This is a genomic window from Carnobacterium sp. (genome assembly GCF_040274425.1).
In genome coordinates, this window is record NZ_JBEMBC010000038.1 from 1 (window position 1) to 24627 (window position 24627).

29 protein-coding genes, 1 tRNA gene and 1 pseudogene are annotated in these 24627 nt (G+C 33.8%); 23 read left to right on the top strand and 8 right to left on the bottom strand.

Annotated elements, in window-relative coordinates; genetic code table 11:
* On the top strand, positions 1–181 hold a 181-nt coding region (locus tag ABS911_RS08585), incomplete at its 5' end, for a hypothetical protein (protein WP_350467224.1).
* Positions 182–847: 666 nt separating this feature from the next.
* Here ABS911_RS08585 and ABS911_RS08590 read toward each other — a convergent pair.
* The 5 genes from ABS911_RS08590 to ABS911_RS08610 form a co-directional block, all read right to left on the bottom strand.
* Positions 848–1024: a hypothetical protein gene (locus ABS911_RS08590; protein ID WP_023178115.1), complete on the bottom strand. Its 177-nt coding sequence runs from the start codon at positions 1022–1024 to the stop codon at positions 848–850.
* Between the two features lie 108 nt (positions 1025–1132).
* The gene (locus ABS911_RS08595) at positions 1133–1369 is read right to left on the bottom strand and encodes a hypothetical protein (RefSeq protein WP_350467225.1); all 237 of its coding nucleotides are present in this window, start codon (positions 1367–1369) and stop codon (positions 1133–1135) included.
* A 52-nt stretch (positions 1370–1421) separates the two neighbouring features.
* Positions 1422–1664 (bottom strand): hypothetical protein, encoded by a 243-nt coding sequence (locus tag ABS911_RS08600; protein ID WP_341048027.1) that lies wholly within the window; start codon positions 1662–1664, stop codon positions 1422–1424.
* Positions 1665–1719: 55 nt separating this feature from the next.
* A complete protein-coding gene (locus ABS911_RS08605) occupies positions 1720–1941 on the bottom strand; it encodes a hypothetical protein (protein ID WP_341048029.1) in 222 nt (73 codons plus the stop codon).
* Positions 1942–2091: 150 nt separating this feature from the next.
* A complete protein-coding gene (locus ABS911_RS08610; RefSeq protein WP_251165967.1) occupies positions 2092–2334 on the bottom strand; it encodes a hypothetical protein in 243 nt (80 codons plus the stop codon).
* 284 nt (positions 2335–2618) lie between these two features.
* On the opposite strand from ABS911_RS08610, the gene ABS911_RS08615 reads away from it, so the two are divergent.
* The 4 genes from ABS911_RS08615 (at position 2619) to ABS911_RS08630 (ending at position 5237) form a co-directional block, all read left to right on the top strand.
* Positions 2619–2774 (top strand): hypothetical protein, encoded by a 156-nt coding sequence (locus tag ABS911_RS08615; RefSeq protein ID WP_023178105.1) that lies wholly within the window; start codon positions 2619–2621, stop codon positions 2772–2774.
* A 121-nt stretch (positions 2775–2895) separates the two neighbouring features.
* On the top strand, positions 2896–3345 hold the full coding sequence (locus ABS911_RS08620) for a DUF3997 domain-containing protein (RefSeq protein ID WP_350467226.1): 450 nt from the start codon (positions 2896–2898) through the stop codon (positions 3343–3345).
* 279 nt (positions 3346–3624) lie between these two features.
* Entirely contained in the window at positions 3625–4734 is a 1110-nt protein-coding gene (locus tag ABS911_RS08625) for a YqgU-like beta propeller domain-containing protein (RefSeq protein WP_350467227.1), read from the top strand.
* Between the two features lie 107 nt (positions 4735–4841).
* A complete protein-coding gene (locus ABS911_RS08630) occupies positions 4842–5237 on the top strand; it encodes a rhodanese-like domain-containing protein (RefSeq protein WP_023178096.1) in 396 nt (131 codons plus the stop codon).
* Positions 5238–5291: 54 nt separating this feature from the next.
* On the opposite strand, the gene ABS911_RS08635 is transcribed toward ABS911_RS08630, so the two are convergent.
* Positions 5292–6557 (bottom strand): Y-family DNA polymerase, encoded by a 1266-nt coding sequence (locus tag ABS911_RS08635; protein ID WP_350467228.1) that lies wholly within the window; start codon positions 6555–6557, stop codon positions 5292–5294.
* 146 nt (positions 6558–6703) lie between these two features.
* Entirely contained in the window at positions 6704–6934 is a 231-nt protein-coding gene (locus ABS911_RS08640) for an excisionase family DNA-binding protein (RefSeq protein ID WP_034536779.1), read from the bottom strand.
* Between the two features lie 147 nt (positions 6935–7081).
* On the opposite strand from ABS911_RS08640, the gene ABS911_RS08645 reads away from it, so the two are divergent.
* From ABS911_RS08645 to glnA (ABS911_RS08680), 8 genes are all read left to right on the top strand, one after another.
* Positions 7082–7819 carry a glycerophosphodiester phosphodiesterase gene (locus ABS911_RS08645; RefSeq protein WP_034536778.1) on the top strand — a complete coding sequence of 246 codons (738 nt, stop codon included), beginning with the start codon at positions 7082–7084 and terminating at the stop codon, positions 7817–7819.
* A complete protein-coding gene (miaA, locus tag ABS911_RS08650; protein WP_350467229.1) occupies positions 7806–8759 on the top strand; it encodes a tRNA (adenosine(37)-N6)-dimethylallyltransferase MiaA in 954 nt (317 codons plus the stop codon). The genes ABS911_RS08645 and miaA overlap by 14 nt, the downstream gene beginning before the upstream one ends.
* Positions 8760–8802: 43 nt before the next feature.
* Complete coding sequence (gene hflX, locus ABS911_RS08655) at positions 8803–10065, top strand: GTPase HflX (RefSeq protein WP_034536776.1); 1263 nt, start codon at positions 8803–8805, stop codon at positions 10063–10065.
* The gene (locus ABS911_RS08660) at positions 10062–11318 is read left to right on the top strand and encodes a methionine gamma-lyase family protein (RefSeq protein ID WP_350467234.1); all 1257 of its coding nucleotides are present in this window, start codon (positions 10062–10064) and stop codon (positions 11316–11318) included. Before hflX ends, ABS911_RS08660 begins: the two co-directional genes overlap by 4 nt.
* Before the next feature lie 120 nt (positions 11319–11438).
* The gene (locus tag ABS911_RS08665; protein ID WP_034536774.1) at positions 11439–11804 is read left to right on the top strand and encodes a MerR family transcriptional regulator; all 366 of its coding nucleotides are present in this window, start codon (positions 11439–11441) and stop codon (positions 11802–11804) included.
* 71 nt (positions 11805–11875) lie between these two features.
* Complete coding sequence (gene glnA / locus ABS911_RS08670) at positions 11876–13210, top strand: type I glutamate--ammonia ligase (RefSeq protein WP_023178082.1); 1335 nt, start codon at positions 11876–11878, stop codon at positions 13208–13210.
* 235 nt (positions 13211–13445) lie between these two features.
* Complete coding sequence (locus tag ABS911_RS08675) at positions 13446–13838, top strand: MerR family transcriptional regulator (protein WP_023178081.1); 393 nt, start codon at positions 13446–13448, stop codon at positions 13836–13838.
* A gap of 43 nt (positions 13839–13881) precedes the next feature.
* Positions 13882–15222, top strand: a complete 1341-nt coding sequence (gene glnA, locus ABS911_RS08680) for a type I glutamate--ammonia ligase (protein WP_023178079.1) — start codon at positions 13882–13884, stop codon at positions 15220–15222.
* Between the two features lie 198 nt (positions 15223–15420).
* On the opposite strand, the gene ABS911_RS08685 is transcribed toward glnA (ABS911_RS08680), so the two are convergent.
* The gene (locus tag ABS911_RS08685) at positions 15421–15798 is read right to left on the bottom strand and encodes a PH domain-containing protein (protein WP_023178078.1); all 378 of its coding nucleotides are present in this window, start codon (positions 15796–15798) and stop codon (positions 15421–15423) included.
* 159 nt (positions 15799–15957) lie between these two features.
* Here ABS911_RS08685 and ABS911_RS08690 point away from each other — a divergent pair.
* From ABS911_RS08690 to ABS911_RS08735, 10 genes and pseudogenes are all read left to right on the top strand, one after another.
* A tRNA-Arg gene (locus ABS911_RS08690) sits at positions 15958–16031 on the top strand.
* 469 nt (positions 16032–16500) lie between these two features.
* Positions 16501–16734 (top strand): glutaredoxin-like protein NrdH, encoded by a 234-nt coding sequence (gene nrdH, locus ABS911_RS08695; protein WP_023178077.1) that lies wholly within the window; start codon positions 16501–16503, stop codon positions 16732–16734.
* Entirely contained in the window at positions 16731–17096 is a 366-nt protein-coding gene (gene nrdI / locus ABS911_RS08700; RefSeq protein ID WP_023178076.1) for a class Ib ribonucleoside-diphosphate reductase assembly flavoprotein NrdI, read from the top strand. The genes nrdH and nrdI overlap by 4 nt, the downstream gene beginning before the upstream one ends.
* Positions 17083–19266, top strand: coding sequence for a class 1b ribonucleoside-diphosphate reductase subunit alpha (gene nrdE, locus ABS911_RS08705; protein WP_350467230.1), 2184 nt, complete (start codon positions 17083–17085; stop codon positions 19264–19266). Before nrdI ends, nrdE begins: the two co-directional genes overlap by 14 nt.
* Positions 19267–19281: 15 nt before the next feature.
* Positions 19282–20244 (top strand): class 1b ribonucleoside-diphosphate reductase subunit beta, encoded by a 963-nt coding sequence (nrdF, locus tag ABS911_RS08710; protein ID WP_023178074.1) that lies wholly within the window; start codon positions 19282–19284, stop codon positions 20242–20244.
* 139 nt (positions 20245–20383) lie between these two features.
* A complete protein-coding gene (locus tag ABS911_RS08715; RefSeq protein ID WP_350467231.1) occupies positions 20384–21298 on the top strand; it encodes a DUF975 family protein in 915 nt (304 codons plus the stop codon).
* A 279-nt stretch (positions 21299–21577) separates the two neighbouring features.
* The gene (locus ABS911_RS08720; RefSeq protein WP_350467232.1) at positions 21578–22735 is read left to right on the top strand and encodes a hypothetical protein; all 1158 of its coding nucleotides are present in this window, start codon (positions 21578–21580) and stop codon (positions 22733–22735) included.
* A gap of 72 nt (positions 22736–22807) precedes the next feature.
* Complete coding sequence (locus ABS911_RS08725) at positions 22808–23488, top strand: lipoprotein (protein ID WP_350467233.1); 681 nt, start codon at positions 22808–22810, stop codon at positions 23486–23488.
* Between the two features lie 187 nt (positions 23489–23675).
* Positions 23676–24230 (top strand): CDP-alcohol phosphatidyltransferase family protein, encoded by a 555-nt coding sequence (locus ABS911_RS08730; RefSeq protein ID WP_034536769.1) that lies wholly within the window; start codon positions 23676–23678, stop codon positions 24228–24230.
* 21 nt (positions 24231–24251) lie between these two features.
* A pseudogene (locus ABS911_RS08735) lies at positions 24252–24627 on the top strand (CBS domain-containing protein); the annotation flags it as partial.

The window sequence follows — 24627 nt, forward strand, 5'->3', positions numbered from 1 at the left end:
GACAATAAGGAGAGATAATCCAATGTTAAAATATATAGTCGCTAGTGGTATTGCTCTTAGTGCCCTATTTGTTTTATTAGAAATAGGGGTCAATATATTTGGGAATATGATAAAGATTAAGAGAGAAGCAGGAATTTCACTAAAAATTCAATTAATGAATGCAATAAAAAGTAAACAATGATCTGTATCTCCTTTATTTCAATCCAAGATAGATTTAATAAGATCTAATCGTTTTAGTGAATGGTACAAAAAGAGGACAAATTATATGGAAAAGTTTTTTTGAAAATGCTTTTGTCCATTTATCTCTTAGAGTGAATTAAAGAATATTTACTCGATAAGATTAGTCGCTTTCCAGCTAATAAATTTTATATAAATTAATACACACATATAAGAGACAACATAAAAGTAATAAAATAAATACCGACAACTGTCTGTCAAGGGGGAATTTAAATGGACATAGGATGAACTAGGGAACATAGAGAAGGGCATGTTTATAAAAAAAGAGTAGGATACTAATCCTAACTCTTTTTTGTGACAGGTGTTGCATAAATTTTTATATGTTCTAATAAAAGATTTATTATTTGTCATTTTTTTCCTTGATCAACCCAATAATCGGTAATACCACCCAATTTAGACCAACTCCAACCAACGATAACGAGACCAATGACTGCTAAAAGCATTATTAACATTTTATCTCCTCCTGATACTTAATTGTTTATTTATAATAGTACATAGAACTAAACAAAGTAGTTTCCATAAAATCATATATCATTTTTATGAGAGAAGAGGGCCTTTAAATGAGTTGCAACGTCCAACCATTATTGATTTCTTCACCCTTTTTGAAATATTAGTGTTTATTTTTTTTTGTACTATTTATAATATACATATTGAATATAAAGTTTAGTTGGAAAATATAACTAGCTGTTCTTGCAACAGATCCTTCTTGAAAAATAAATAAAAGTCCTATAAAAAAGTTAAATAGAGCTAGGTAAAAATTTGGTTGTTTAAAAATTTCTTTATTCAAAAAACCCCTCCTAAATTAGTGAATTCTTGTATATAGTATAAATTAATTCTTTTTTTATTGCTTCTATAGTAATTAATATAGGTAACACGCTCAACCTTATATTTAATCCTAATTACTTTTTAACCGTAAACTGAAAATAAGCGCAATTAGATGGAAGAGCAAACCAATTACAAAAAAGATTAACCCAAACTTAACTAAAAAGATATCGGCGTCTAACCATCTGCCTAAATCAAACTTATCTGTACCAACTGCAAGTATAGAGGGGGAAACTAATAGAAATCCTATTAATGATATTCCTAGAACTATAAAAGATAAAAATTGAAATGTAATTAGTAATTTTTTCATTGTTGTTCTCCTATTTTTAGTTTATTTTCAATGGAAATACTTTAAGCATTGTTTATTTACGTGATTTAGCTTTTTCAACTATTTTTTTCGCTTGAACTAAATCGATAGGATAATAGTCCTGTCTAATATTTTTAATAGTTTGTATTTCATTCATTACTTTTAAATATTCTAAGGCATCTTTAATCATTTTAGATTGATTATATGAAAAGAGACTCTTTAATTTGTTTATTTCTGTCGCTTGAAGATACGTTAGTCCTCCTAAAACTAGCACTACTGTCATTAATAAATAGATCATCAGCAAAACTCCTATTATATATTGATAAAACATTGTTTAGTAGAAAGTAAATAGTTTATTTTTTTATGTAGTTCTTAACAACTACTTTAATCATTACAATGATAGTTAATAATGGAATAGCCCAAATGAAACTATAAAAAAATTCTGAAGTAAATGTATTTTTTATAGTGTCTTTATTGTTCAACATAATAATAAATTTAGTGCCTATAAGCATTCCCGCAAATAATAAATAGGATTGACCAAGTGTTTTAAGAAATTTTTTAATTTTATCTGACAATTTGATTTCCTTCTTTCTGCTAAATTAAAAGAGCTAGGCAGTCTTGACATGAGTAAAATACATGTGGAGATTGGGATAATTCATTCTCTATTAACTCGTTTTTAACATCAATGCAGCGTGAAACAATAGTTGTGTAAAAGTTTAAGACCGTCATCTTTTCAAGGTATCTGAAACAATTAAACCGAATCCAATTAGTAAACCAAGCACTATCCATAATCCTAAAATAGTAATGGCAACTACTCCAATTACTTCCTTGGGTGCGTGGCTGAATTCACGAAAAAGCTGACTCGTTTCTACATAATCAAAAATAAGTTCTTTTAGTCCATTAAATCCCATAAAGAGTAACGCATATAAAAATCCTTCTTTAAACCGAATTAATTTAGTTTTTTCCATTTTTATAGTAACTCCTTTTATCATTCAATTAGTTCTATTTTGTTTAAATTATTGGTTCTGCTTTCCTTCAACTTTTCTCCTAATGCCAATTGCCTTCTTCCTTATTTATTTCTTATCTCTATCATACGAAAAGGGAAGAGTGTTGGCTATAAACCATTAGTTGCATAGTAGCACCCATTGGTTGCTACTATGTAAACCAACACGTTCTTTTAATTTTATGAGATGAGATAGATAATTTGATTATGAATTATTTGGTTAGAAGAATGGCTATGGGAGATAGTATAATGAAAAAAATAAGTAAAAAAAATTGTTATCAGATTGTATCGATCTTTACTTTTTGTGGTGCTATTTTGGCGGTATTAAACAAAGAAATCATTTTTGGCTATACTTTAATTATTCTAGGTTATTGTCTTCTTCGCAAATCAGATTTAGAAGGCTAAACAATCTAATGAATCTTTTAAATTGAATAATGGTTAAGATATATAAACTAATGAATAGAGGTTATGTAATGATGTCAAAAAAAAGAGCTAAGCCTATCCTTAAATTCGAAGAGAAAGTAAAATGACCAAAAAAAGTTTATTGTCAGTAGTATTTCTTTTAGTAATCTTATTGCCTTTTATTTTGATCTTCGGTCGGGAAGTCCTTTCAACAAACCCTGACAATCGTTATCGTGCATCTGGAACTTCCTCTACTGCTCATGAAATAGGGATAGATGACTATTATAGTGTTCAATCAATGTCTGCATCATTTTCAGTACTCCAATATGAAAATGAAGAAATACATATTGAATTTGCGGACAGTATTGTTAAATTAAATTGGAATAATGATTATATTATTGCTTCTAGCAAAAAAGATGATCTGGATGTTTATTCAGATGTGTATTATTTAATAGTTAATAGAGGCACCAGAGAAGTTGTCGAATATGATTCATTAGAACAATTCGAAAAAGAAATAAAAGCAAAGAATATTAACTTAGAATTGGAAAGAAAAGTAGCATTTGATTGGTATTAACTATTTAATTTAAAAGGCGCACTTATATACCAATTTAAAAAGAAGTAATCATTGCTCAAGATGAGTGCAAAAAAGAACCCAGATATTCCATTTTTAAATGGTATCGTAGTTCTTTTTTTAGTGTTCCAAATGATTTCATTTAGTTATCTCTAGTAAGGTGAAGTAGGCTAATAAAGTGTGAAACGGCATAGCATATGCTATACTTTAGATGAAAGTTTTTGGAATGGTACTAGCAAGTAACCATACGATGTCAATTAATCAAAAAAATAAGGTGATGAGATGAAAAGGAAAAAGAAAAAATATATGATGTTTAGTTTAGCTATTTTGCTTTTTTCTGCTTCCTTATTTTTATTGAGTTGCAACAAAAATCAAGATAATAAACCAACTGTGTCTGAAAAAAAGCCATTGTCTTATAAAGAAATTCCTATTGAATATGAAAGTTTTAGAAAAGTGATTGGATGGATGTCTAATGAAGAAGTATTGATTCATTCAGGCGAAGTAAATAATGATACATTATCTCTTTTTAATATTTTCACAGGAGAAACTGAGCCTATTTATGAAGCCGGATCGATTATTTTAACAGCTATTATTTCAGAAAATCAACAACAGATAGTGATTCAAGTTGCTAGCGAAAATGGTGGGGAGTTAAGAGTAATTGATAGGAGCGGTGCAGTTGTTCAAACATTGCCTTTAGAAACGAAAGGCTTTGTTAATGTGAACTGGAATCCAGCAGATCAACACCATATCTTTATTTCATACTACCAATCCGATTCTAATATGGTAGTTGGTGATTGGAATACAGAGACTAACGAGATTGTTTCTATACCATCTGCTTCATTAACGCCCTTGTGGTATTCAGCTAATCTATATTTATATGTAGATAATAAAGAGGATTTCTCTCTTGAAACGGGTGAGCTTTACATGGGAGATATTCGGACAAACGAAACACTGCGATTAAAGAGTCAAGTTTCAAGCTTTTTTATACATGATGATACATTCATTACATTTACACCTTCAGACTTTGCTGAAGATGAGTTGCTTCTAAGTTATCAGTATCCATTTATGGTTGATCAATCTTTCATGTCTATTCCCAAAGTGACCATGAATAATCGTCTTGTTTTTCCTTACTTAAGTCAGGCTGCAAGAAACACACCTGTCTATGGAGTATTTGCAAAAGAAGCGGCACAATTGGAACTTGAAACTGGGGAATTTGAGTTTGGAGAGTTGGATTTTGAGAATAAGACCATTAAGCCGATTATTGATCTCCCAGACAATGCGCCAATCTCAATGGCTCATAATGGGAAATATAGTTTATATGGTTGGCGATTTGAAAGTATTATAGATATTGAACAACAAAAAATCTATTCCTTAATTAGTATGCCTAATTAGAGTCAGTAACGAGAGTTAAAAAGGTCTTATATAAAAAAAGCTAGTAAAACAAACGATTCTTGTGTACAATTATCCCTGTAGAACAAGTTGAAAGGGGTACACAAGAAGTGAATATAGGTCAAATTATTAATGCAGTTTTATGGATTATTATTATAGTATGGGCAGGTTACGAAATTTACAGTTATTTCAAACGTAAAAACGCATCTGTGGAACTAACAGAAGAAGAGTTTAAAAAAGAAATGCGTAAAGTTCAATTAATTGATGTCCGCGAAAAGAAGGACTTTGATGCAGGGCACATTTTAGGAGCTAGAAACATTCCTTTTTCAACTTTTAAAACACGCAGCGTTGAAATAAGAAAAGATCAACCTATTTATCTTTATGATCATAATAAAGCGCTAAGTTTACGTGCTGCGCTTCGTTTACGTAAAGAGGGCCATACAGATATTTATCACCTTAAAGGTGGATACCGTGATTGGACTGGAAAAACTAAAACAGCTCATTAATGAGTAAAAAAGAGTTGAGACATTTTGTCTCAACTCTTTTTCTTATAATATGACTTAACCCTGGTGTCCGCTGACTAAGCCACTGCGTTTAATAGCTGTTCCTCCTGAGGTTAAACTACTAGCATGTACAAGGGAAGTGTAACCATATTTAAACCGAATGCGATCAATCACTTTTTCTAGTTCTTCACGGCTAATGGTCTGTTCAGCTGATTCGAATAAATCCAATTGTAAATCTGATTGGTAGTGTATTTTTCCGCAACTAATGGCTAATTGACGAACAGGTTCATTATTGTAGTGTTTTCTAAAAAGAAATAAACACGTCTCAATGATTTTTTGACTGGAAGAAGTAGGGAAAATTTTTAGTTGCTGATTGAACCCTTTATCCAGAATTTCTCCAGAAAAACGAATCGTTAAATGGATCATACCCGTTTGAGCATGATGGTTTCTCAGGCGAGCAGCAACTTGATCAGCCATTTCTCGAATAACTACTTCAATTTCGTATGCATCTATGTAATCACGATCTAATATTTGACTCTTGCCAAATGAACGAGATAGAGGAGTGTATTTCTGAGAGATAATACTTTGATCAATACCATGAGCATGATAAAAAAGTTGTTCTCCAATAGTTCCATGTATTTTTTTTAAGGAATGAACAGAGTATTGTGAAAGGTCATAAACAGAATCAATCCCCAAACGGTAAAGATTTGAAGCCGTGCGCGATCCAATACCCCACATTTCTGTAATAGGTTGAATTTTCCAAAGGGTTTCGGGAACATCTTTATAATGCCATTCTGCAATGCCGTTTTTTTCTTTTTTTGCAGCATTATCTAAGGCTAATTTTGCCATGAGCGGATTATCTCCGATGCCAATCGTCACAAACAAACGAAGTCGTTGCCAGATCGTCGTTTGGATCTTTAAAGCAATCTCTTTTGTAGAACCATATAAGGCATGCGAAGCGGTGACATCTAAAAAAGACTCATCAATACTATAAAGATGCAAATCTGTTTCTGCTACGAATTCCAAAAAGATAGCGTTAATCATAGCATTGACTTTTAAATACAAAGTCATGTGAGGTTCAACGATCTGAATAAAGGAATGTTTAGGAATCTCATATCGTCTTGATCCTGTTTTAATACCATATTCTTTCTTTACTCTAGGAGCAGCAGCTAAAACTAGTCCGCCATCTTGATCAGCTTTACTCATCACAACAACATATGAAGCTAAAGGGTGGAGGCCAAGTCTAACGGACTCGACAGAAGCAAAAAAAGAGGTCACATCAATGCATAAGATATCTCTTCTAGGTTCCTTTGAGTAATCCATTTTGATCATACCAAACGGCATCCTTTCGTATAAGCTTACCCTCATTATACGAACATACGTTCCTTTAGTAAAGAAAATAATAAGAAAAAAATAAAACAAGCTCAAGAAATAGCCATTTGGTCTACTTCTCTTAAGCTTGTTTTATGTTAATCTTCATCCTTTATATCAATATCCTCTGGAATGGGTTCATCTAAATACTCTTGTAATTCTTTTTTGTATTTTTCAATTTCGCGCAAATACAAATTGAATTGTTCTTTATAAATCAAGATAGTTTCGCCATCAGATAAAGTACGAATCTGTTTTTCACGAATAAGACGTACAATATCAGTCGTTGAAAGTTCTAAATAGTCTGCGGTTTCTTCGATGGTTAAATACATTTACCTGCCTCCTTACTACAGTTTCTATTGTACGTTACTTTTTGAGAAAAGACGACAGTTTCATGTGAGAAGAAAGCTGACTATAGGGCTTATTATAGAAATATGCTATAATTATTAGGAATGTAAGCGATGGAGGGATTGTAAGTTATGGACCGTACAAAGATTATTGCTCACCGAGGAAGTAAAGGCACACATCCAGAGAACACATTAGAAGCATTTCGAGAAGCTGTTCGAGTGGGAAGCGATGGCATTGAGCTAGATATTCATTTAAGTTTAGACAATGAACTAATTGTTATCCATGATGAATCAGTAGAACGTACAACGAATGGAAAAGGAAACGTTCAAAATTTAACATTAACCGAACTAAAACAACTAGATGCCGGAAGTTGGTATTCTCCTGAATTCAGTCATTGCTGTATTCCAACACTTCAAGAAGTTTTTAATTTACTTGAAGAAGTAGACTATCAAGGCCTTGTAAATATCGAATTAAAAACAGATAATTATTCTTACCCAGGAATCGTAGAAAAAGTATGGGCTTTTGTAACTGAAAAGGATTGGTCATTTAGTGTAGAATATTCCAGTTTTAACTATGAAACATTAGTTCAACTCAAAGAAGTAGATCCTACTTGTAAAATAGCGTTACTATTTGAAAATAATGGTGAAAATGTTACTTCTCTAAGTCCAACTATTCCTGTTAGAATGTGGCATCCGAAACTAAGCTGGTTTAAAGGTATTCGTAACTCCGAAATTCCAGTACGCATTTGGACAGTTAATAAGAATGAGGACATCCAATATTGTTTACAAAAACAAGTAGCAGGTATTATCACAGATTATCCTGAGAGAGCTCTTCACATAAGAAATAAATGGCAGTATGAAGGAGAATAAGGTGGAAAAGAAAAAAATTATTATCATTGTAGGACCAACAGCTGTTGGGAAAACAAGTTTAAGTCTCTCCTTAGCGCGGGAATTAAATGGAGAAATTATCAGTGGAGATTCTATGCAAATTTACCGCAATCTAACTATTGGAACAGCTAAAGTATCTAAGGAAGAACAAGGAGAAATACCGCATCATCTCATTGATGAAGTGGATGTAACGACTCCTTATGCTGTTTCTGATTTCCAAAAGAGAGCTCGGTCTTTAATTGAAGATATTTCAGTTAAAGGGAAAGTACCAATTATTGTAGGGGGTACAGGTTTATACATCGAATCCTTATTGTATGATGTGACGTTTGGTGGAAGCGGAGAAAATGATGAGGCTTTTCGTGAAGCTCAAGAAGCGATAGCCGTAGAAAAAGGAAATCGCTATTTGTGGGAACAATTAAATCAAATAGATCCAGCTGCTGCAGAAAAAATTCATTTTAACAATCGCAGACGTATTATCCGAGCACTTGAAGTGTATCAGGTGACCGGTCAACTTTTTTCTAGTTATCAAAGTGAACGTAAGGAAAAAGAGCTCCTTTATGATGCGAAAATTATTGGTCTAACAACTGATCGAGAAGAGTTATATAGTCGAATCAACCTTCGTGTAGAGCAAATGTTTGAAAAGGGTTTGATTGAAGAAGTAAAATGGTTATATGAACAACAATTGCCCGATGCACAAGCTGCAAAAGGAATCGGTTATAAAGAATTGTTTCCATATCTTGAAAATAAGATTACCTTACAAGAAGCAAAAGAGGCCATCCAGCAAAATTCAAGACGGTATGCTAAACGCCAACTTACTTGGTTTAAAAACCGATTGGAAAATGTGGAGTGGGTTGATTTAGTGAGTCATCCTGAGAAAGAACAACAAGTAGTAGAAGAAGTCCAAGCATTTTTAGAAAAATAGTGTGTACAATGTGTTTAAAATACTAGAATAGAAGGTGAACGTAATGGAAACAAAAGAAACCGCTGAAACAGTCGAACGCGTTATCCTTGTAGGAGTTCAAACTAATGAAAGTAACCTGGATTTTGAATATTCTTTGAGAGAATTAGAACAATTGACGGAAACGGCTCTAGGTGAAGTAGTTGGAGAACTAACTCAAAAAAGAGAACGAGTAGATTCACGTACCTTTTTAGGTAAAGGCAAGATGGAAGAATTGGTTGCTTTAGTAGATGAGTTAGAAGCAGATACGGTTATTTTCAACCAAGGGCTGACACCTGGACAAACAAGAAATATTCAAAAAGTTTTAATGGATGAAGTGAAAGTCATTGACCGAATCCAATTGATTTTAGACATCTTTGCCATGCGTGCTAAAAGTAAAGAAGGTAAATTACAAGTTGAATTAGCTCAGTTGCAGTATTTACTACCTCGTTTAGCTGGTCAAGGGGTTAACTTGTCTCGACTAGGTGGGGGGATTGGAACACGTGGTCCAGGGGAAACAAAATTAGAAACCGATCGTCGACACATCCGTGATCAAATCACAGATATTAAACGTGATTTAACAGAAACAGAAAAGCACCGCAGTCGAACTCGTGAACAACGTAAAGAAAGCGGCACGTTTCAAATTGGTTTAATGGGATATACAAATGCTGGGAAATCAACGTTATTAAATAAGTTAACTCAAGCAGATACGTATGAAGAAAATCAATTATTTGCAACACTAGATCCTTTGACGCGTCAATTGCTGCTGCCTAGCGGAATGACAGTGACGCTTACCGATACCGTTGGTTTTATACAAGATTTGCCTACACAACTAATTGAATCGTTCAAATCGACTCTAGAAGAAACAAAAGGTGTTGATCTTCTCTTGCATGTCGTTGATGCTTCTGCGGAGAACTTGTCAGGACATGAACAAACGGTTATGCAATTGTTGAAAGAACTGGACATGGCAAAAATACCGATGTTAACGGTATATAATAAAAAAGATCTAGTCGAAGATGCTTTTTACCCCTCTCTTTTTCCTAATGTGGTGATTTCAGCGAATGATCCTGAAGACATTGATCACTTACTGTCCGTTATCATGGATAAAATGAAGGAATTGATGGTTTCTTATCGTCTTGAAATCAACGTAGATCAAGGAGAAAAATTGGTACGCTTGAAAAGAGAAACATTAGTGATCTCAGAAGAATACGATGAAGAAAAAAATGTTTATATTGTTAAAGGCTACGCGAAAGCAGAGTCTAAATGGAATGGAGAGAATCAAACGTCATGAGTTGGAACAGTCATTATGCACCAGAATTAATTGAAAAAATAAAAGTAGTGGAAGAAAAAATAAAACCGATTCATGACCGCATACATGAAATAGCCTTATTCAATCAAAATAAGGTCATGCAAAGCTTTAGAAATAAAAAAGTTACGGAACAACATTTTAATCCTACGACTGGATACGGATACGATGATTTCGGGAGAGATACATTAGAAGAAGTATATGCAGAAGTTTTTGGAGCAGAAGCAGGATTAGTCCGCCCTCAAATTATTTCTGGAACACATGCTATCTCAACAGCCTTATTTGGTGTTATGCGCCCTGGAGATGATTTATTGTACATCTCTGGTGCTCCTTATGACACGTTGCTTGAAATTGTTGGAGTGACTGGAAACGGCATTGGCTCATTTAAAGAATACCAAATGGGTTTTGATCAAGTTGATTTATTGGCAGACGGAAAACCAGATTTTGATGCCATAAAAGAAAAAATGACGGCAAAAACTAAAATGGTCGCTATCCAACGTTCTAGAGGATACGCAAGCAGACCTTCATTTACGATTCGTCAAATAAAAGAAATGATTCAATTTGTCAAAGCAGTCAATCCTGAGGTCATCATTTTTGTCGATAATTGTTATGGCGAGTTTGTTGAAGAACAAGAACCGATTGAAGTTGGGGCGGATTTGATGGCAGGATCATTAATCAAAAATCCAGGTGGCGGATTGGCTAAAACAGGTGGTTACATTGTTGGGAAATTAGAATTGATTGAAGCTTGCGGCTACCGGTTAACAACACCAGGAATAGGAAGAGAGGCAGGTGCTTCTTTATACAGCCTTCAAGAAATGTATCAGGGCTTTTTCATGTCTTCGCATACGGTTGGAGAAGCAGTAAAAGGCGCTGTATACACAGCTGCTCTTTTAGAAGCTTGTGGCATAGAAAGTACACCCAAGTGGGATGATGAGCGAACAGACCTTATTCAAATGATTTCTTTGAATGATAAAGAAAAAATGATTAAATTTGCACAAACGATCCAAAAATATTCTCCAATTAATGCACATGTTTCTCCAATAGGTGCTTACATGCCTGGTTATGAAGATGATGTGATTATGGCGGCAGGAACATTTATACAAGGTTCCAGCATGGAATTAACAGCAGATGGTCCGATCCGTCCCCCATACACGCTGTATGTTCAAGGCGGGCTAACGTATGAGCATGTTAAGTTAGCAGTGAGTTCAGCTGTAGAAGAACTGTTTTTTCAAGGATAGAAAAAAAGAAAACCAGCTGTGCAGTGAAGCACATTAGAATATTCACTAAATGATGTAAGATTTTTGACAAATTTAATTGACCTTGTTACTGTAGTAATAGAGCTGGATGGGAGGACCCTCATGAACGAGAAAGAGCTAAGGCGTTCCATGTCTGTATTTCCAATTGGAACAGTAATGACTTTGACCGATCTAACAGCCCGTCAAATTCGTTATTATGAAGAACAGAAGCTGATTTGTCCTGAACGGAATGAAGGAAATAGAAGAATGTACTCGTTAAATGACATAGACGTGCTGCTTGAAATAAAAGATTACTTAGCCGAAGGAATCAATATGGCAGGTATTAAGCGTATTTATGAATTGAAAGAAAATGAAGAGGAAAACGATGAGCGTTCTGCTTTGACAGACGATGACGTCCGGCGAATCTTACAAGACGAGTTTCTAGCTTTAAGAGGAATTGATACAAAAGGCCCTTCGCGTTTCTTTTAAACTTTTTTATATTAAAATAAGGTAATGATTACTAAAAAAATGTCTAATAAAAGGGAGAAAATAAATACAAAATGAAAAAATTTACAAGGAAAGAAATCGAAATAAGTGCAAAAGAAGAAAATGTTCGGTATTTACGATTGATGTTTACGGATATAGATGGAATCATTAAAAATGTTGAGGTGCCTATTAGTCAACTAGAAAAAGTCATGGACAATAAAATGATGTTTGATGGCTCTTCCATTGATGGTTTTGTAAGAATTGAAGAAAGCGACATGATTTTGTGCCCAGATTTATCAACGTGGTTAATTTTCCCTTGGGAATCTGAAAACGGAAAAATTGCTCGTTTGATTTGTGATATTTATAATCCGGACGGTACACCATTTGCTGGAGATCCTAGAAACAACTTGAAGCGTGTTCTAAAACAAATGGAAGAACAAGGCTTTACAGAGTTTAATTTAGGACCCGAACCCGAATTTTTCTTATTTAAATTAGACGAAAATGGAAAACCAACGACTGAATTAAATGATAATGGCGGGTATTTCGATTTTGCTCCAACGGATTTAGGCGAAAACTGTCGCCGTGATATTGTGTTGCAACTAGAAGAATTAGGTTTTGAAATTGAAGCTAGTCATCATGAAACAGCTCCCGGTCAGCATGAGATAGACTGGAAATATGCAAGTGCCATAGAAGCATGTGACAATATCCAAACGTTTAAACTAATCGTAAAAACAGTTGCCCGCAAACATGGTTTGCATGCGACATTCATGCCTAAACCAATGTTTGGTGTAAGTGGTTCTGGAATGCATTTTAACATGTCTTTATTTAACAATCAGGGCAATGTTCTTTGTAATGAAGAAGATGAACTTGGTTTAAGTAAAACGGCTTATCATTTCTTAGCAGGTATATTGGATCATGCTTTAGGATATACGGCTATCTGTAATCCGACTGTAAACTCTTATAAACGATTGATTCCAGGATACGAAGCACCTGTTTATATCGCATGGAGTGCTCGTAATCGCTCACCACTTGTGCGTATTCCAAGCTCAAGAGGAGTTTCTACTCGTATTGAATTGCGGAGTGTTGATCCTAGTGCTAATCCTTATTTAGCCGTTGCAACATTGTTGTATTCAGGACTAGATGGAGTGAAAAAAGAAATGGAAGTACCTAAACCAATAGATCGCAATATCTATCGTATGTCTTCAGAAGAACGATACAAAAAAGGCATCAAAGATCTTCCATCTACTTTGCATAATGCTGTTAAATACTTGCAAGAAGATAAAGTCGTTCAAGAAGCTTTGGGTGAACATATCTATAGAAGTTTTGTCAGTGCTAAACATGTAGAGTGGGCTGCTTATCGTGAACAAGTTTCTGAATGGGAAAAAGAAAAATATCTAACCTTATATTAAAAAATAGACCAAAATGAAAAACCCCAATGGACAATTTTACTGTCCATTGGGGTTTTTTTTCGTTCTAATACAATTGGTATAGTTCAATTTTGAGTTTTTAATCGGAACAAATGAATGATTAAAAAATGAAACGTTCGTTTTGACGTGTTAGATTTTCTGACATAAGATGCATTTTTTTGTTGACAGAGAAAAAAAAGACTGCTATTCTATAAAAGTAATCGAAAGGAGGACTTAAATGAGTGAGAAAGAACTTAGACGTTCAAGGTCGGTTTTTCCGATTGGTACAGTTATGAAACTAACAGATTTAACTGCACGACAGATTCGCTACTATGAAGAACAGGATCTAATCCATCCTTTGCGGAATGAAGGAAATCGCCGAATGTATTCTTTAAATGATATTGATGTTCTTCTTGAGATTAAAGATTATTTATCAGATGGAATCAATATGGCGGGTATCAAACGCATTTATGAGCTGCAGGAGAATAAAGAAAAAGCTAGAGAACAAGAAGTAAATAAAGTTATGACAGATGATGACGTAAGAAAAATCTTGCATGATGAATTTCTAGCGGTAAGTGGATTAAGTGCTAAAACGGCAAATTCGTTTCTTAATCAAAATCGAATAGGGTAATAACAAACTAAAAAGTTGCTAAGAGAAGGGAAGAAAAAAATGTATGGCTAAGTTTATGAGAAAAGAAATTGAAGAGGCGTCAAAAAAAGGAAATGTCCGTTTCTTGCGATTAATGTTTACTGATATTTTAGGTGTAATTAAAAATGTTGAGGTACCCATTAGTCAACTGAAAAAAGTATTGGATAATGAGTTAATGTTTGATGGCTCTTCAATCGAAGGATTTGTACGGATAGAAGAAAGCGATATGTATTTGAGACCGGATTTAGATACTTGGTTGATTTTCCCATGGGAAACGACTGAAGGTTCTGGTAAAATCGCTCGTCTGATTTGTGACGTATACAATCCAGATGGTACACCATTTGCTGGAGATCCTCGTTCTAACTTGAAGCGTACTTTGAAAGAAATGGAAGAACTTGGGTTTACTGAGTTTAATTTAGGACCTGAACCTGAATTTTTCCTTTTTAAATTAGACGAAAAAAATGAGCCCACTTTAGAGTTGAATGACGATGGAGGCTATTTTGATTTAGCTCCAACAGATTTAGGTGAAAATTGCCGTCGCGATATCGTATTGCAATTAGAAGATCTTGGTTTTGAAATCGAGGCTAGTCACCATGAAGTTGCACCAGGACAACATGAGATCGACTGGAAATATGCAAGTGCGATCGAAGCATGCGATAACATTCAAACATTTAAATTGATTGTAAAAACTGTCGCTCGTAAACATGGTTTACATGCTACGTTTATGCCTAAACCATTATATGGAGTCAATGGATCTGGAATGCATTTCAACTTATCTTTATTTACAAAAGAAGGTAATGCTTTTTACGATAAAGATGGGGATATGGAACTAAGTGATACAGCACGTCAATTTTTAGCTGGTATTTTAGATCACGCAAAAGCATTTACAGCAATCGTTAACCCTACTGTAAATTCATACAAACGTCTTGTACCCGGATATGAAGCGCCTGTATATATTGCATGGAGCGGCCGTAATCGCTCACCACTAATTCGTGTACCGCAATCAAGGGGAATGTCTACTCGTGTTGAATTACGAAGTGTCGACCCTAGTGCAAATCCATATTTAGCGATGGCAGTTCTCTTGAAAGCTGGGTTAGATGGTGTGAAAAATAAAATGGAAGCTCCAGTACCTATCAACCGCAATATTTATGTAATGAGCGAAAAAGATCGTTATGAAAATGGGATTTATGATTTACCTGGAACATTGCATGAAGCTTTAGGATACTTAGCAAAAGACAATACGATTAAAGCTGGTTTGGGTGATCATATTTATGAAAACTTTGTCAATGCTAAAAAAATCGAATGGGCTGCTTTTCGTGAGCAAGTGACTGAATGGGAAAGAGAACAATACTTGAAATTGTATTAAAAAGAAAAGAAGAGGCCGGGACAAAAATCCTAGCCTCCTCTTTTTATACGAATATTCATTCTAAAACGTGCTCCAAAAAGCAGACCCGACGTCCACTTCGCGAACAATGCTCGATGGTCGATGACCATACTGCGCTTATTCGTTCCAGTGATTCGGGTCTAAACGCTTTTTGTCTCACTCTCTTCTTTTTTACTTGGTTTAGAGTACAGCTAGTGCCAAAGCTTGTTGAATTGCTGTAATGTGTTTATCATTTGTAAACTGCAACGTAATAGCTGGTTCAACAGCACTGGAAATAAAGATCTTCAATTCAGCATCTAAGTCAAAATGGCCGGTTGTTTCAACCAAAAAGCGACTGATCGACTTATATGGCAAAGAATGATAAGTCGTTTTTTTACCTGTGACACCTTGTTTATCAATGACAATTAAACGCTTATTGGTAAAAATAATTAAATCACGAACCAATTTAAACGCTAAATCGATTTCTTCAGTATCCAAAATGACACCTGATAGTTTTTTTCGAGCCTCATTCTCGCTGATGTTCCCGGCGTTTCCTAAAAGACCACCAATTAACCCCATTTTAAAACCTCCCTAACTTGTTTAATAATTATTGTAAAGGGTGTATTTATTAAATTCAACTGATTAAAATAACATTCTTTCTTAAATTTAAAATTTATTGGCAAAAAGTGTTGACTTTTTATTCATTATTACATATAATTAATTTTGTTGCTAGGACATGTCTCAGTAGCTCAGTTGGATAGAGCATCCGCCTTCTAAGCGGACGGTCGGGAGTTCGAATCTCTCCTGAGACATAAATTGATAAGTTAGAAAAGTTGACTACTCAGCTTTTCTAACTTTTTTTTAATGTTGAAAATAGAAAATTTTTCTTTTCTTTTCAGAAAAGGAAAATTAATTATAAGCGAATGAAACAAATAAAGATGTATACAGTATTATTCAAAAAAATGTAAAAATATTCTAAAATCTTTAATAAATTGATTTCGTGAGGATTAAAAAAATAAAAAAAGTTTTTTTAGATTTTTTTCAAATGTGAAAATTACACGAAGAAAGGTTTGGAGACAAATAAATGTAGGTTTCTCAACTGTTTATTGTTCACAAGCATGAATGACAAATACCACATATAGGAAAAAATGAATATGTCAATAGGAAAACCACTAGATATAGTGGTTTTTTTATTTGCCAGTGAGAGAGAATAAGTGTAGAATACGAATAGAGAAATAGATGAAAACGAACTTAAAAATGAATTATTAAGGAGAATGACCTATGACGCAAAAAACGATTATTGTTTACTCTAAACCAAACTGTATGCAATGTAATTTCACTAAAAAATATTTAGAAGATAAAGGTATTTCTTACGAGGTAAAAGATATCTTTGAATCAGAAGAAGCTTTAAATGAAGTTAAAGAACTTGGGTTTAGCTCTGTTCCTGTTATTTCTATAGAAGGACATGAAGCCTTTAATGGATTCCGCCCTGATCTCCTTGATCAATTAGCATGAAAGTCGTTTATATTAGTTTAACCGGCCAGACTAGAAAGTTTGTTAACAAACTCAGTATGGATTTGTTGGAATTGACGCCAACGAATCCATATATTGTTTTAGAAGAACCGTTCATTATTGTTGCACCAACGTATGATAAAGAAGCAACTGAATTATTAAACGATTTTATTGAAACAGCTGATAATAAAAGGTATTTAAAAGGGGTAGCTGGTGGTGGGAATTTGAATTTTGGTAAATTATTCGCTTTTACGGCAAAAGATCTGGCTCACGATTATCAAGTACCCTTATTACATACCTTTGAGTTTCAAGGCAATGAGGAAGATGTTGCACAATTAAAGAAAGTGGTGAATGATATTGGATAAACCTAAATTAGCCTCAAAACCAAAAGAGGTTACGTATTTTAAATTAAACAATGAATTGAATAGACCTGTGGATGGAAAGATTCCTTTAAATAAAGATCGTGAAGCGGTACGAGCTTACTTTTTGGAGCATGTTAATCCAAATACCGTTTTCTTTTATACACTTGAAGAAAAATTGAACTATCTAATTAAAGAAGAGTATATAGAAGAAGAGTTTTTATTGAAATACGAAAGAGAATTCATCCATTCATTATTTGATGATATTTACAGTCGGAAATTTAGATTCCGCTCATTTATGTCAGCTTTTAAATTTTATACACAATATGCTTTGAAAACGAATGATGGACAACGTTTCTTAGAACGCTATGAAGATCGAATCGTATTCAATGCGTTATATTTAGCTGATGGGGATACTGAATTAGCTCGCAAACTTGCGGATGAAATCGTAAATCAACGTTATCAACCTGCTACGCCAACATTCCTGAATGCAGGTCGTAAGAGACGTGGAGAACTGGTTTCTTGTTTCTTGATCCAAGCAACGGATGATATGAACAGTATTGGCCGTGTAGTGAACAGTGCGTTGCAATTGTCTCGTATCGGTGGCGGAGTTGGTGTGAATTTATCTAATTTACGTGCTTCTGGAGATCCAATCAAAAAAATCGACAATGCTTCAAGCGGAGTTGTACCTGTAATGAAATTATTAGAAGACAGTTTTAGTTATTCTAATCAGCTTGGACAACGAAATGGAGCAGGAGCGGTCTATTTAAATGTTTTTCATCCAGATATCGTATCATTCCTTTCGACAAAGAAAGAGAATGCGGATGAAAAAATTCGTGTAAAAACACTTTCTCTTGGTTTAGTCGTACCGGATAAATTTTATGAATTAGCTGCTCATGATGAACAAATGTATCTTTTTAGTCCATATGATGTAGAACGAATTTACGGAGAACCATTTGCTTATATTGATATTACTAAAGAGTACGATAATATGGTGAATAATGAAGAAATCCGTAAATCAAAAATCAGTGCTCGTGAATTAGAAAATGAGATTTCTAAACTTCAACAGGAATCTGGTTATCCTTATATCATTAATATCGATACTGCGAATCGTGCAAACCCAGTATACGGAACTATTACAATGAGTAACTTGTGTAGTGAAATTTTACAAATCCAAGAACCATCATTAATTAATAATGATCAAACTTATGAGCATTTAGGAACGGATATCAGCTGTAACCTTGGTTCAACTAATATTGTGAACCTAATGAAATCGCCTAATTTTGGACAATCGATCGATACGATGGTGCGTGCATTAACCATGGTTACGGATCAATCCAGCATTGATGCAGTACCTTCCATTAAAAATGGGAACGATAAATACCATACGATTGGATTAGGAGCAATGGGATTACACACTTTCTTAGCTTTGAATCAAATTCATTATGGCTCACCAGAATCCGTTGAATTTACAGATGTGTACTTTAAGTTATTAAATTATTATACTTTGGCTTCTAGTAATAAAGTTGCTAAAGAAAGAGGGACAACTTTTTATAACTTTGAAAAATCTGCTTATGCAGATGGCACTTATTTTGATCACTATATTAACGAAAATTTTGCCTTTAAGAGTAAAAAAGTTCAACAGTTATTTGAAGGGATACATGTACCTTCTGTAGAAGACTGGGCAGCTTTAAGAGAAGCAGTGATGAAAGATGGGTTATACCACCAAAATCGTTTAGCTGTAGCGCCAACGGGTTCAATTAGTTATGTAAATGAAACATCATCTAGTTTACACCCAATTACACGTTTAATTGAAGAACGTCAAGAGAAAAAGACTGGTAAAACCTATTATCCTGCTCCTTTCTTATCCAATGAAACGATGCCTTACTACTTGTCTGCTTATGATATGGACATGCGTAAAGTTATTGATGTTTATGCAGCAGCTCAAAAGCATATCGATCAAGGTATGAGTTTAACTCTCTTCTTACGCTCTGAAATTCCTGAAGGGTTGTATGAATGGAAAAATGGACGCACAACCAAACAAACAACACGTGACTTAAATATTTTACGTCATTATGCTTGGAAAAAAGGTGTTAAATCTATTTATTACGTTCGTACGTTTACGGAAAATTCAGAAGAAATTGGTTCAAATGCTTGTGAAAGCTGCACCATTTAAAAGGAGAGAACAAGAATGACAACGAACTATAAAGCAATTAACTGGAATAATATCGAAGACATGATCGACAAACTAACATGGGAAAAATTAGTTGAGCAATTTTGGACTGATACTCGAATTCCGTTATCAAATGACTTAGATGATTGGGCTCGACTTCCAAAAAATGAAAAAGATATGGTAGGGAAAGTTTTTGGAGGCTTAACCCTGCTAGACACTCTTCAATCACAAGATGGTGTTCAATCTTTGAAACAATCGATTCGAACACAACACGAAGAAGCTGTTTACAACAATATCCAATTTATGGAATCCATGCATGCGAAAAGTTACAGCGCGATTTTTAGTACGTTAAATAGCAAAATGGAAATCGATGAAATTTTTCAATGGACAAATACGAATGAATTGCTGCAAATAAAAGCTGGTACGATCAATGAGATTTACCATACTGGAACTGACTTGCAACGAAAAGTTGCCAGCGTAATGTTGGAGTCTTTCTTATTCTACTCAGGATTTTTTGCTCCGTTGCATTATTTAGGAAACAATAAATTGCCAAATGTGGCTGAAATCATTAAATTGATTTTACGCGATGAATCTGTTCATGGAACATATATCGGATATAAATTTCAAATTGCGTATAATCAATTACCCGATAATGAAAAAGAAGAGTTGAAAAATTGGACATATGACTTATTGTTTAAGTTGTATCAAAATGAAGTGAAATACGCAGAGTATCTGTATGATGAAATCGGTTGGACGGAACGTGTAAAAGTTTTTCTGAGATACAACGCTAACAAAGCTCTTCAAAATTTAGGTTTTGATCCTTTATTCCCTGATACGGCTAATGATGTGGATCCAGTTATTATGAATGGAATTTCTACTGGTACATCTAACCATGATTTTTTCTCACAGGTGGGAAATGGCTATTTACTTGGAATGGTTGAGTCAATGGAAAATGACGATTACGAAAAATGGACTGTATAAAGAAAAAAGGTTGATCAGATTTTCTGATCAACCTTTTTTTTCGAGAAATTAACTTGCCGTTAAATGGATAATTATTGTTAAGAAGCTTACTTTCGGTTATGATAAATTAAGGGTTAGGTTAAAAAAGGAGGAGTTTAATATGAAGAGACGTGAAATAAAAAAAACAGCAAAAAAGCTGTTAAAAGGAAATTGGAAAGTTGCTATTTTAAATTTAATTATTATTTCTGTTTTAACAAGTGTCATTAGTCAAGGTATATTAACTGTAATAGGAGCAGGCAGCTCGTTTACAATGATTGAATCTGTTATAGAAGGAAATGTTTATGACTCAACAGTAATGGCAGAACCAACTATTACAGCCAGTTTATTGTCCCTACTTATCAGTACCCTTGTAGGGTTAATTTCATCTTTGATGTATGCTGGGTATGCATGGAATATCTTAGATAGAATAGACGGTGCTAAACTATCTATTGAGGGAATGTTTCAAACATTTAGAAAAGAACGTATTTTTAAAACGACAGGCTTGATTATTGTTATGTCTATTTTAATCATGCTGTGGTCTTTATTATTTATTATACCAGGAATCATTAAAAGTTATAGTTATAGTCAAGCATTGAACATCATGAGAGACAACCCTACAATTAGCATCATGGATGCATTAGATCAAAGCCGCAAAATGATGAAAGGCAAAAAATGGTCGTTCTTTTTACTGCAGCTTTCATTTATTTGGCTGTATATTGTTCCATTTCTTGTATATGCATTAATCCTGTTTGGGAGTGTCCAAACGATTGAAGCTAGACTAGATGCTGGACCGAATGAAGGAATTGCCATTATTATTGGTTTTCTTTTATTGTTTTTAGTATTCGTATTTCTAGCTCTTGTACTGTCATTTTACATCGAACCTTATCGAAGAACAGCTCAACAAGTTTTTTATCGTACATTGACGGATGGAGATACCTTCGATCCTTTTCATCCTGACTATCATGAAAAGGATAATCAAGATGAAAAGTATAATGAAGATTACGAAGGCAGACAATTAGATGATGTTGACTTTTAATTATCTATAAAACTAAAGGATTAGAAAATAAAGGAGTTGAAGATAAACTCAGTTATTTTCTAATCTTTTTTTATAAAATAACCTATTCAAGGTATATCTTTTTGTGAATACAGGTTTATAGGATACAATAAAAGTAGCAATAATAAGTTATAAAGATGCAGTATAATTCTTTCTATATTTTTGAGTTAAAAATTTATTTAAATGAAACGGAGGGTATGTGTTTTTAGCAAAAAGCTAGTTTATATTGCTAATAAGTACTTAAGAAAGGAGTAGAGAAAGATGAAAAAGTTGGGCTTTCTACTCGTTTTTGTTGTTGTATTGGCAGGGTGTGATGTTGGACAATTAGCTGAAAAAATAACTGAAGGAATTACGTCTACTTCTGAAAGTGCTGGTTCCATTGTTTCTAATGGAGAAGAATCAAGTGAACCTGAAAGTTCTATTGGAGAAAAAGAAACTTCTATATCCATACAATCGTCCTCAGAAGAAATGAAGGAGACTGTCTCGGATGAGCTGAAATTAGTCCCGCAAGCAGATGAGATTAAAAATGGGTTAACTATTGAAACAGACGCTACTCTGGCATTGCTAGATGATTATGTAAAACAAAATCCAGATATGGGTTACGAGGATGATGTAACCGTTATCTATACTGGGGAAACTTTTGGTGAATCTCCTAATCTTGCAGGTATATTTTTTATTATTAATCGAACAGATACCGCAATGAAAAATATTCGTTTTACGTATACCTTTGGAAAATCAGAAAATGAATTGGTTTTTGATGAACATGCATTTAAGTTGACCGAAGAAAGTTTTGGAATCTTAGAACCAAATGCAGTTATGCCGATGTATTTAGTGGTTGATTCTACTAAAGAAGATCTCTTGAAAAATATGGAATCTACTCAAGTGGTAGAAGAGATCAACTCATTTGATTACGAAGAGGCTAATAAATCTGAAACATCAATTTCTTCTGACACGTCTACAGAACAAAAGCAAACAAAGGGCGCTGATTTATCATTTGTTATTCCTAAAGAGAATGCTGATAAAGGTCAAACATTAGACAATAATCCATTAATGGCTCAATTTGAACAATTGGTTTCAGAAAATCCTGACATGGGATTTGATAACGATGTAACCGTGATGTATTCTGGCGTGTATGATGAAGTTGATGGGAATACATTGGCTTACTTCTTTGTTATAAATAAAACAGAATTAACGTTAAAAAATATACATTACAAATTAAATTACGGCAATAAAGATGGAGAAATGGTATGGGATCAAAATGAATCGTTAGTGGCAGAAGAAATTTTTGGTCCTTTAGAACCAAATGCTGTTCTTCCTCTCACGATGACTGTTCCAAAAGACAAAGTGGATCTATTCTTTTCAATTACAAATGAGAATTTATCTATTTGGTTAGATGATTTTACTTATGAGGAATTATAAGTAAAAATCTATAAGAGAAATAAAAAGGGCTTTATCTGATAATTAAGAATAAAAAAAGGAAGGATGATTAAAATGAAGAAAATATTGACGCTTTTAGGAGCAGTTGTTGTATTGGCAGGTTGTGATTTGATGGGAGGAGAAAGTGAGACAAGTTCCTCTACTGAAGTGAGTTCAACTAGTGCATCAAGTGAAATGATGAGTTCAGAAATGTCTTCTGAGTCTTCAGAAGAGATGTCCTCTCAATCATCAAGTATTATGAGTACACAAGAAACAATTACAGATTCTAGCAACTCAGGTGCAACAACTACAGAAATGGATATTCCACTTGTACCGCAAAAAATGGAATTAGATCAAAATCTTACATTAGAAAATGATTCGGTATTGCAAGAAATAGAAATGAGAATGGCTGAATCAGAAGAAATCGGTATTGAAAATGATGTTGCCATTCACTTTACTGGTATGTATCTAGGTGAAACAGGTGCAATGCAAGCTATCTTTATTATCGTAAACAGAATGGATGTAGCAATGACTAATATTGATGTTACAATCAGTTTTAGCACTGTAAATGGTGACGTTATTTTAGACAAAGCTAAATACAACCTGACCGAAGACTCTTTTGGTATTCTAGAACCAGACACAGCAATGCCAATCTATTTGGATATCCCACCAGAAAATGAAGAAAATTTCTTCAGCACTTCAAACATGGAAGACTTGGTTTATACGATTGATGAATTCGATTTTGATGAGAAGTAAAATAGTTTTTTTAAATGGATAACAGATAAAAGACAATCTATTTGCCGCTGAATGAAAGCAGTAAATAGGTTGTCTTTTTTTACAAGAATGGTTTAAAATAATACATAAAAGTAGTCCAAGTAGTGGTAAGAATGATAGGATTAACTTAACCACTAGATAGATTCTTAGATGAGAGGTGTGAGGTTAATTGAAATTACGAGGTAAGGATTTTTTTACGCTCCCTAATATTTTATCTTATGTACGGTTGCTGCTCATTCCTGTTTTTATGGTCCACTACCTTACAGCAACTGATGAGAGAGATTATCTTATATCTGGTATGATTATTGTTTTTTCGGGATTAACAGATCTGTTGGACGGAATAATTGCGCGAAAATTTAATCAAATAACAGAAGTAGGAAAACTGCTTGATCCTATTGCTGATAAACTTACTCAAGTCGCTGTTATCATTTGTTTAATGTTTCGCTATGAAAAAATGTGGATCATTGTTACTCTTTTCGTAGCAAAAGAACTTTTCATGGCGATAAATGACATTCTTCTCTATCGACAAGGTAAAAAACTTGATGGAGCAAAATGGTTTGGCAAAATATCTACAGCTGCTTTTTATGCATGTATGACATTTATGGTGGCGTTTCCTTCAATTGGACAGCCTGCAGCCATTAGTTTAATGAGCATTACTGGCTTTTTCTTAACGTTATCCTTCGTATTATATGGACGTGAGTTCTTTAATATGTATCGAAAATAATGCTATTCAAAGGAGAGAACAATGAATAATGCAGAACGTTTTATAGCAAGTTTCAATAGGATTCATAACTATCTTAGTTTTTTAGATAATGAAGATGAACATAAAAAACCTTTCTATCGACTACTAGATGAAAATGAATACCGTAATCCAGCGGTAAAAAAATATAAAAATGATTTACAGATTTTTGCGGATCTTAGAAACGTTATGGTGCACAAGAAGTTAGTTCCTAATAACTATATTGCTGAACCGACAGATAAAGTAGTTAAACATATTGAGCAAATTGAAGAAGAACTAAAAAGCCCTGAAAAAGTTTATCCCTTATTCAAAAGAGATGTCATCCATTTCAATTCTAGCGATTTGTTTACTAACGTTCTAAAAACGATCAACGAAAAAAAAT

Excerpts from the sequence above, each read along its gene's own strand:
- ABS911_RS08595 (WP_350467225.1), bottom strand. The coding sequence starts at position 1,369 with ATGAAAAAATTACTAATTACATTTCAATTTTTATCTTTTATAGTTCTA.
- ABS911_RS08600 (WP_341048027.1), bottom strand. The coding sequence starts at position 1,664 with ATGATCTATTTATTAATGACAGTAGTGCTAGTTTTAGGAGGACTAACG.
- ABS911_RS08610 (WP_251165967.1), bottom strand. The coding sequence starts at position 2,334 with ATGGAAAAAACTAAATTAATTCGGTTTAAAGAAGGATTTTTATATGCG.
- ABS911_RS08615 (WP_023178105.1), top strand. The coding sequence starts at position 2,619 with ATGAAAAAAATAAGTAAAAAAAATTGTTATCAGATTGTATCGATCTTT.
- ABS911_RS08620 (WP_350467226.1), top strand. The coding sequence starts at position 2,896 with ATGACCAAAAAAAGTTTATTGTCAGTAGTATTTCTTTTAGTAATCTTA.
- ABS911_RS08625 (WP_350467227.1), top strand. The coding sequence starts at position 3,625 with ATGAAAAGGAAAAAGAAAAAATATATGATGTTTAGTTTAGCTATTTTG.
- ABS911_RS08635 (WP_350467228.1), bottom strand. The coding sequence starts at position 6,557 with ATGGATTACTCAAAGGAACCTAGAAGAGATATCTTATGCATTGATGTG.
- ABS911_RS08640 (WP_034536779.1), bottom strand. The coding sequence starts at position 6,934 with ATGTATTTAACCATCGAAGAAACCGCAGACTATTTAGAACTTTCAACG.
- ABS911_RS08645 (WP_034536778.1), top strand. The coding sequence starts at position 7,082 with ATGGACCGTACAAAGATTATTGCTCACCGAGGAAGTAAAGGCACACAT.
- miaA (WP_350467229.1), top strand. The coding sequence starts at position 7,806 with ATGAAGGAGAATAAGGTGGAAAAGAAAAAAATTATTATCATTGTAGGA.
- hflX (WP_034536776.1), top strand. The coding sequence starts at position 8,803 with ATGGAAACAAAAGAAACCGCTGAAACAGTCGAACGCGTTATCCTTGTA.
- ABS911_RS08660 (WP_350467234.1), top strand. The coding sequence starts at position 10,062 with ATGAGTTGGAACAGTCATTATGCACCAGAATTAATTGAAAAAATAAAA.
- ABS911_RS08665 (WP_034536774.1), top strand. The coding sequence starts at position 11,439 with ATGAACGAGAAAGAGCTAAGGCGTTCCATGTCTGTATTTCCAATTGGA.
- glnA (WP_023178082.1), top strand. The coding sequence starts at position 11,876 with ATGAAAAAATTTACAAGGAAAGAAATCGAAATAAGTGCAAAAGAAGAA.
- ABS911_RS08675 (WP_023178081.1), top strand. The coding sequence starts at position 13,446 with ATGAGTGAGAAAGAACTTAGACGTTCAAGGTCGGTTTTTCCGATTGGT.
- glnA (WP_023178079.1), top strand. The coding sequence starts at position 13,882 with ATGGCTAAGTTTATGAGAAAAGAAATTGAAGAGGCGTCAAAAAAAGGA.
- ABS911_RS08685 (WP_023178078.1), bottom strand. The coding sequence starts at position 15,798 with ATGGGGTTAATTGGTGGTCTTTTAGGAAACGCCGGGAACATCAGCGAG.
- nrdH (WP_023178077.1), top strand. The coding sequence starts at position 16,501 with ATGACGCAAAAAACGATTATTGTTTACTCTAAACCAAACTGTATGCAA.
- nrdI (WP_023178076.1), top strand. The coding sequence starts at position 16,731 with ATGAAAGTCGTTTATATTAGTTTAACCGGCCAGACTAGAAAGTTTGTT.
- nrdE (WP_350467230.1), top strand. The coding sequence starts at position 17,083 with ATGATATTGGATAAACCTAAATTAGCCTCAAAACCAAAAGAGGTTACG.
- nrdF (WP_023178074.1), top strand. The coding sequence starts at position 19,282 with ATGACAACGAACTATAAAGCAATTAACTGGAATAATATCGAAGACATG.
- ABS911_RS08715 (WP_350467231.1), top strand. The coding sequence starts at position 20,384 with ATGAAGAGACGTGAAATAAAAAAAACAGCAAAAAAGCTGTTAAAAGGA.
- ABS911_RS08720 (WP_350467232.1), top strand. The coding sequence starts at position 21,578 with ATGAAAAAGTTGGGCTTTCTACTCGTTTTTGTTGTTGTATTGGCAGGG.
- ABS911_RS08725 (WP_350467233.1), top strand. The coding sequence starts at position 22,808 with ATGAAGAAAATATTGACGCTTTTAGGAGCAGTTGTTGTATTGGCAGGT.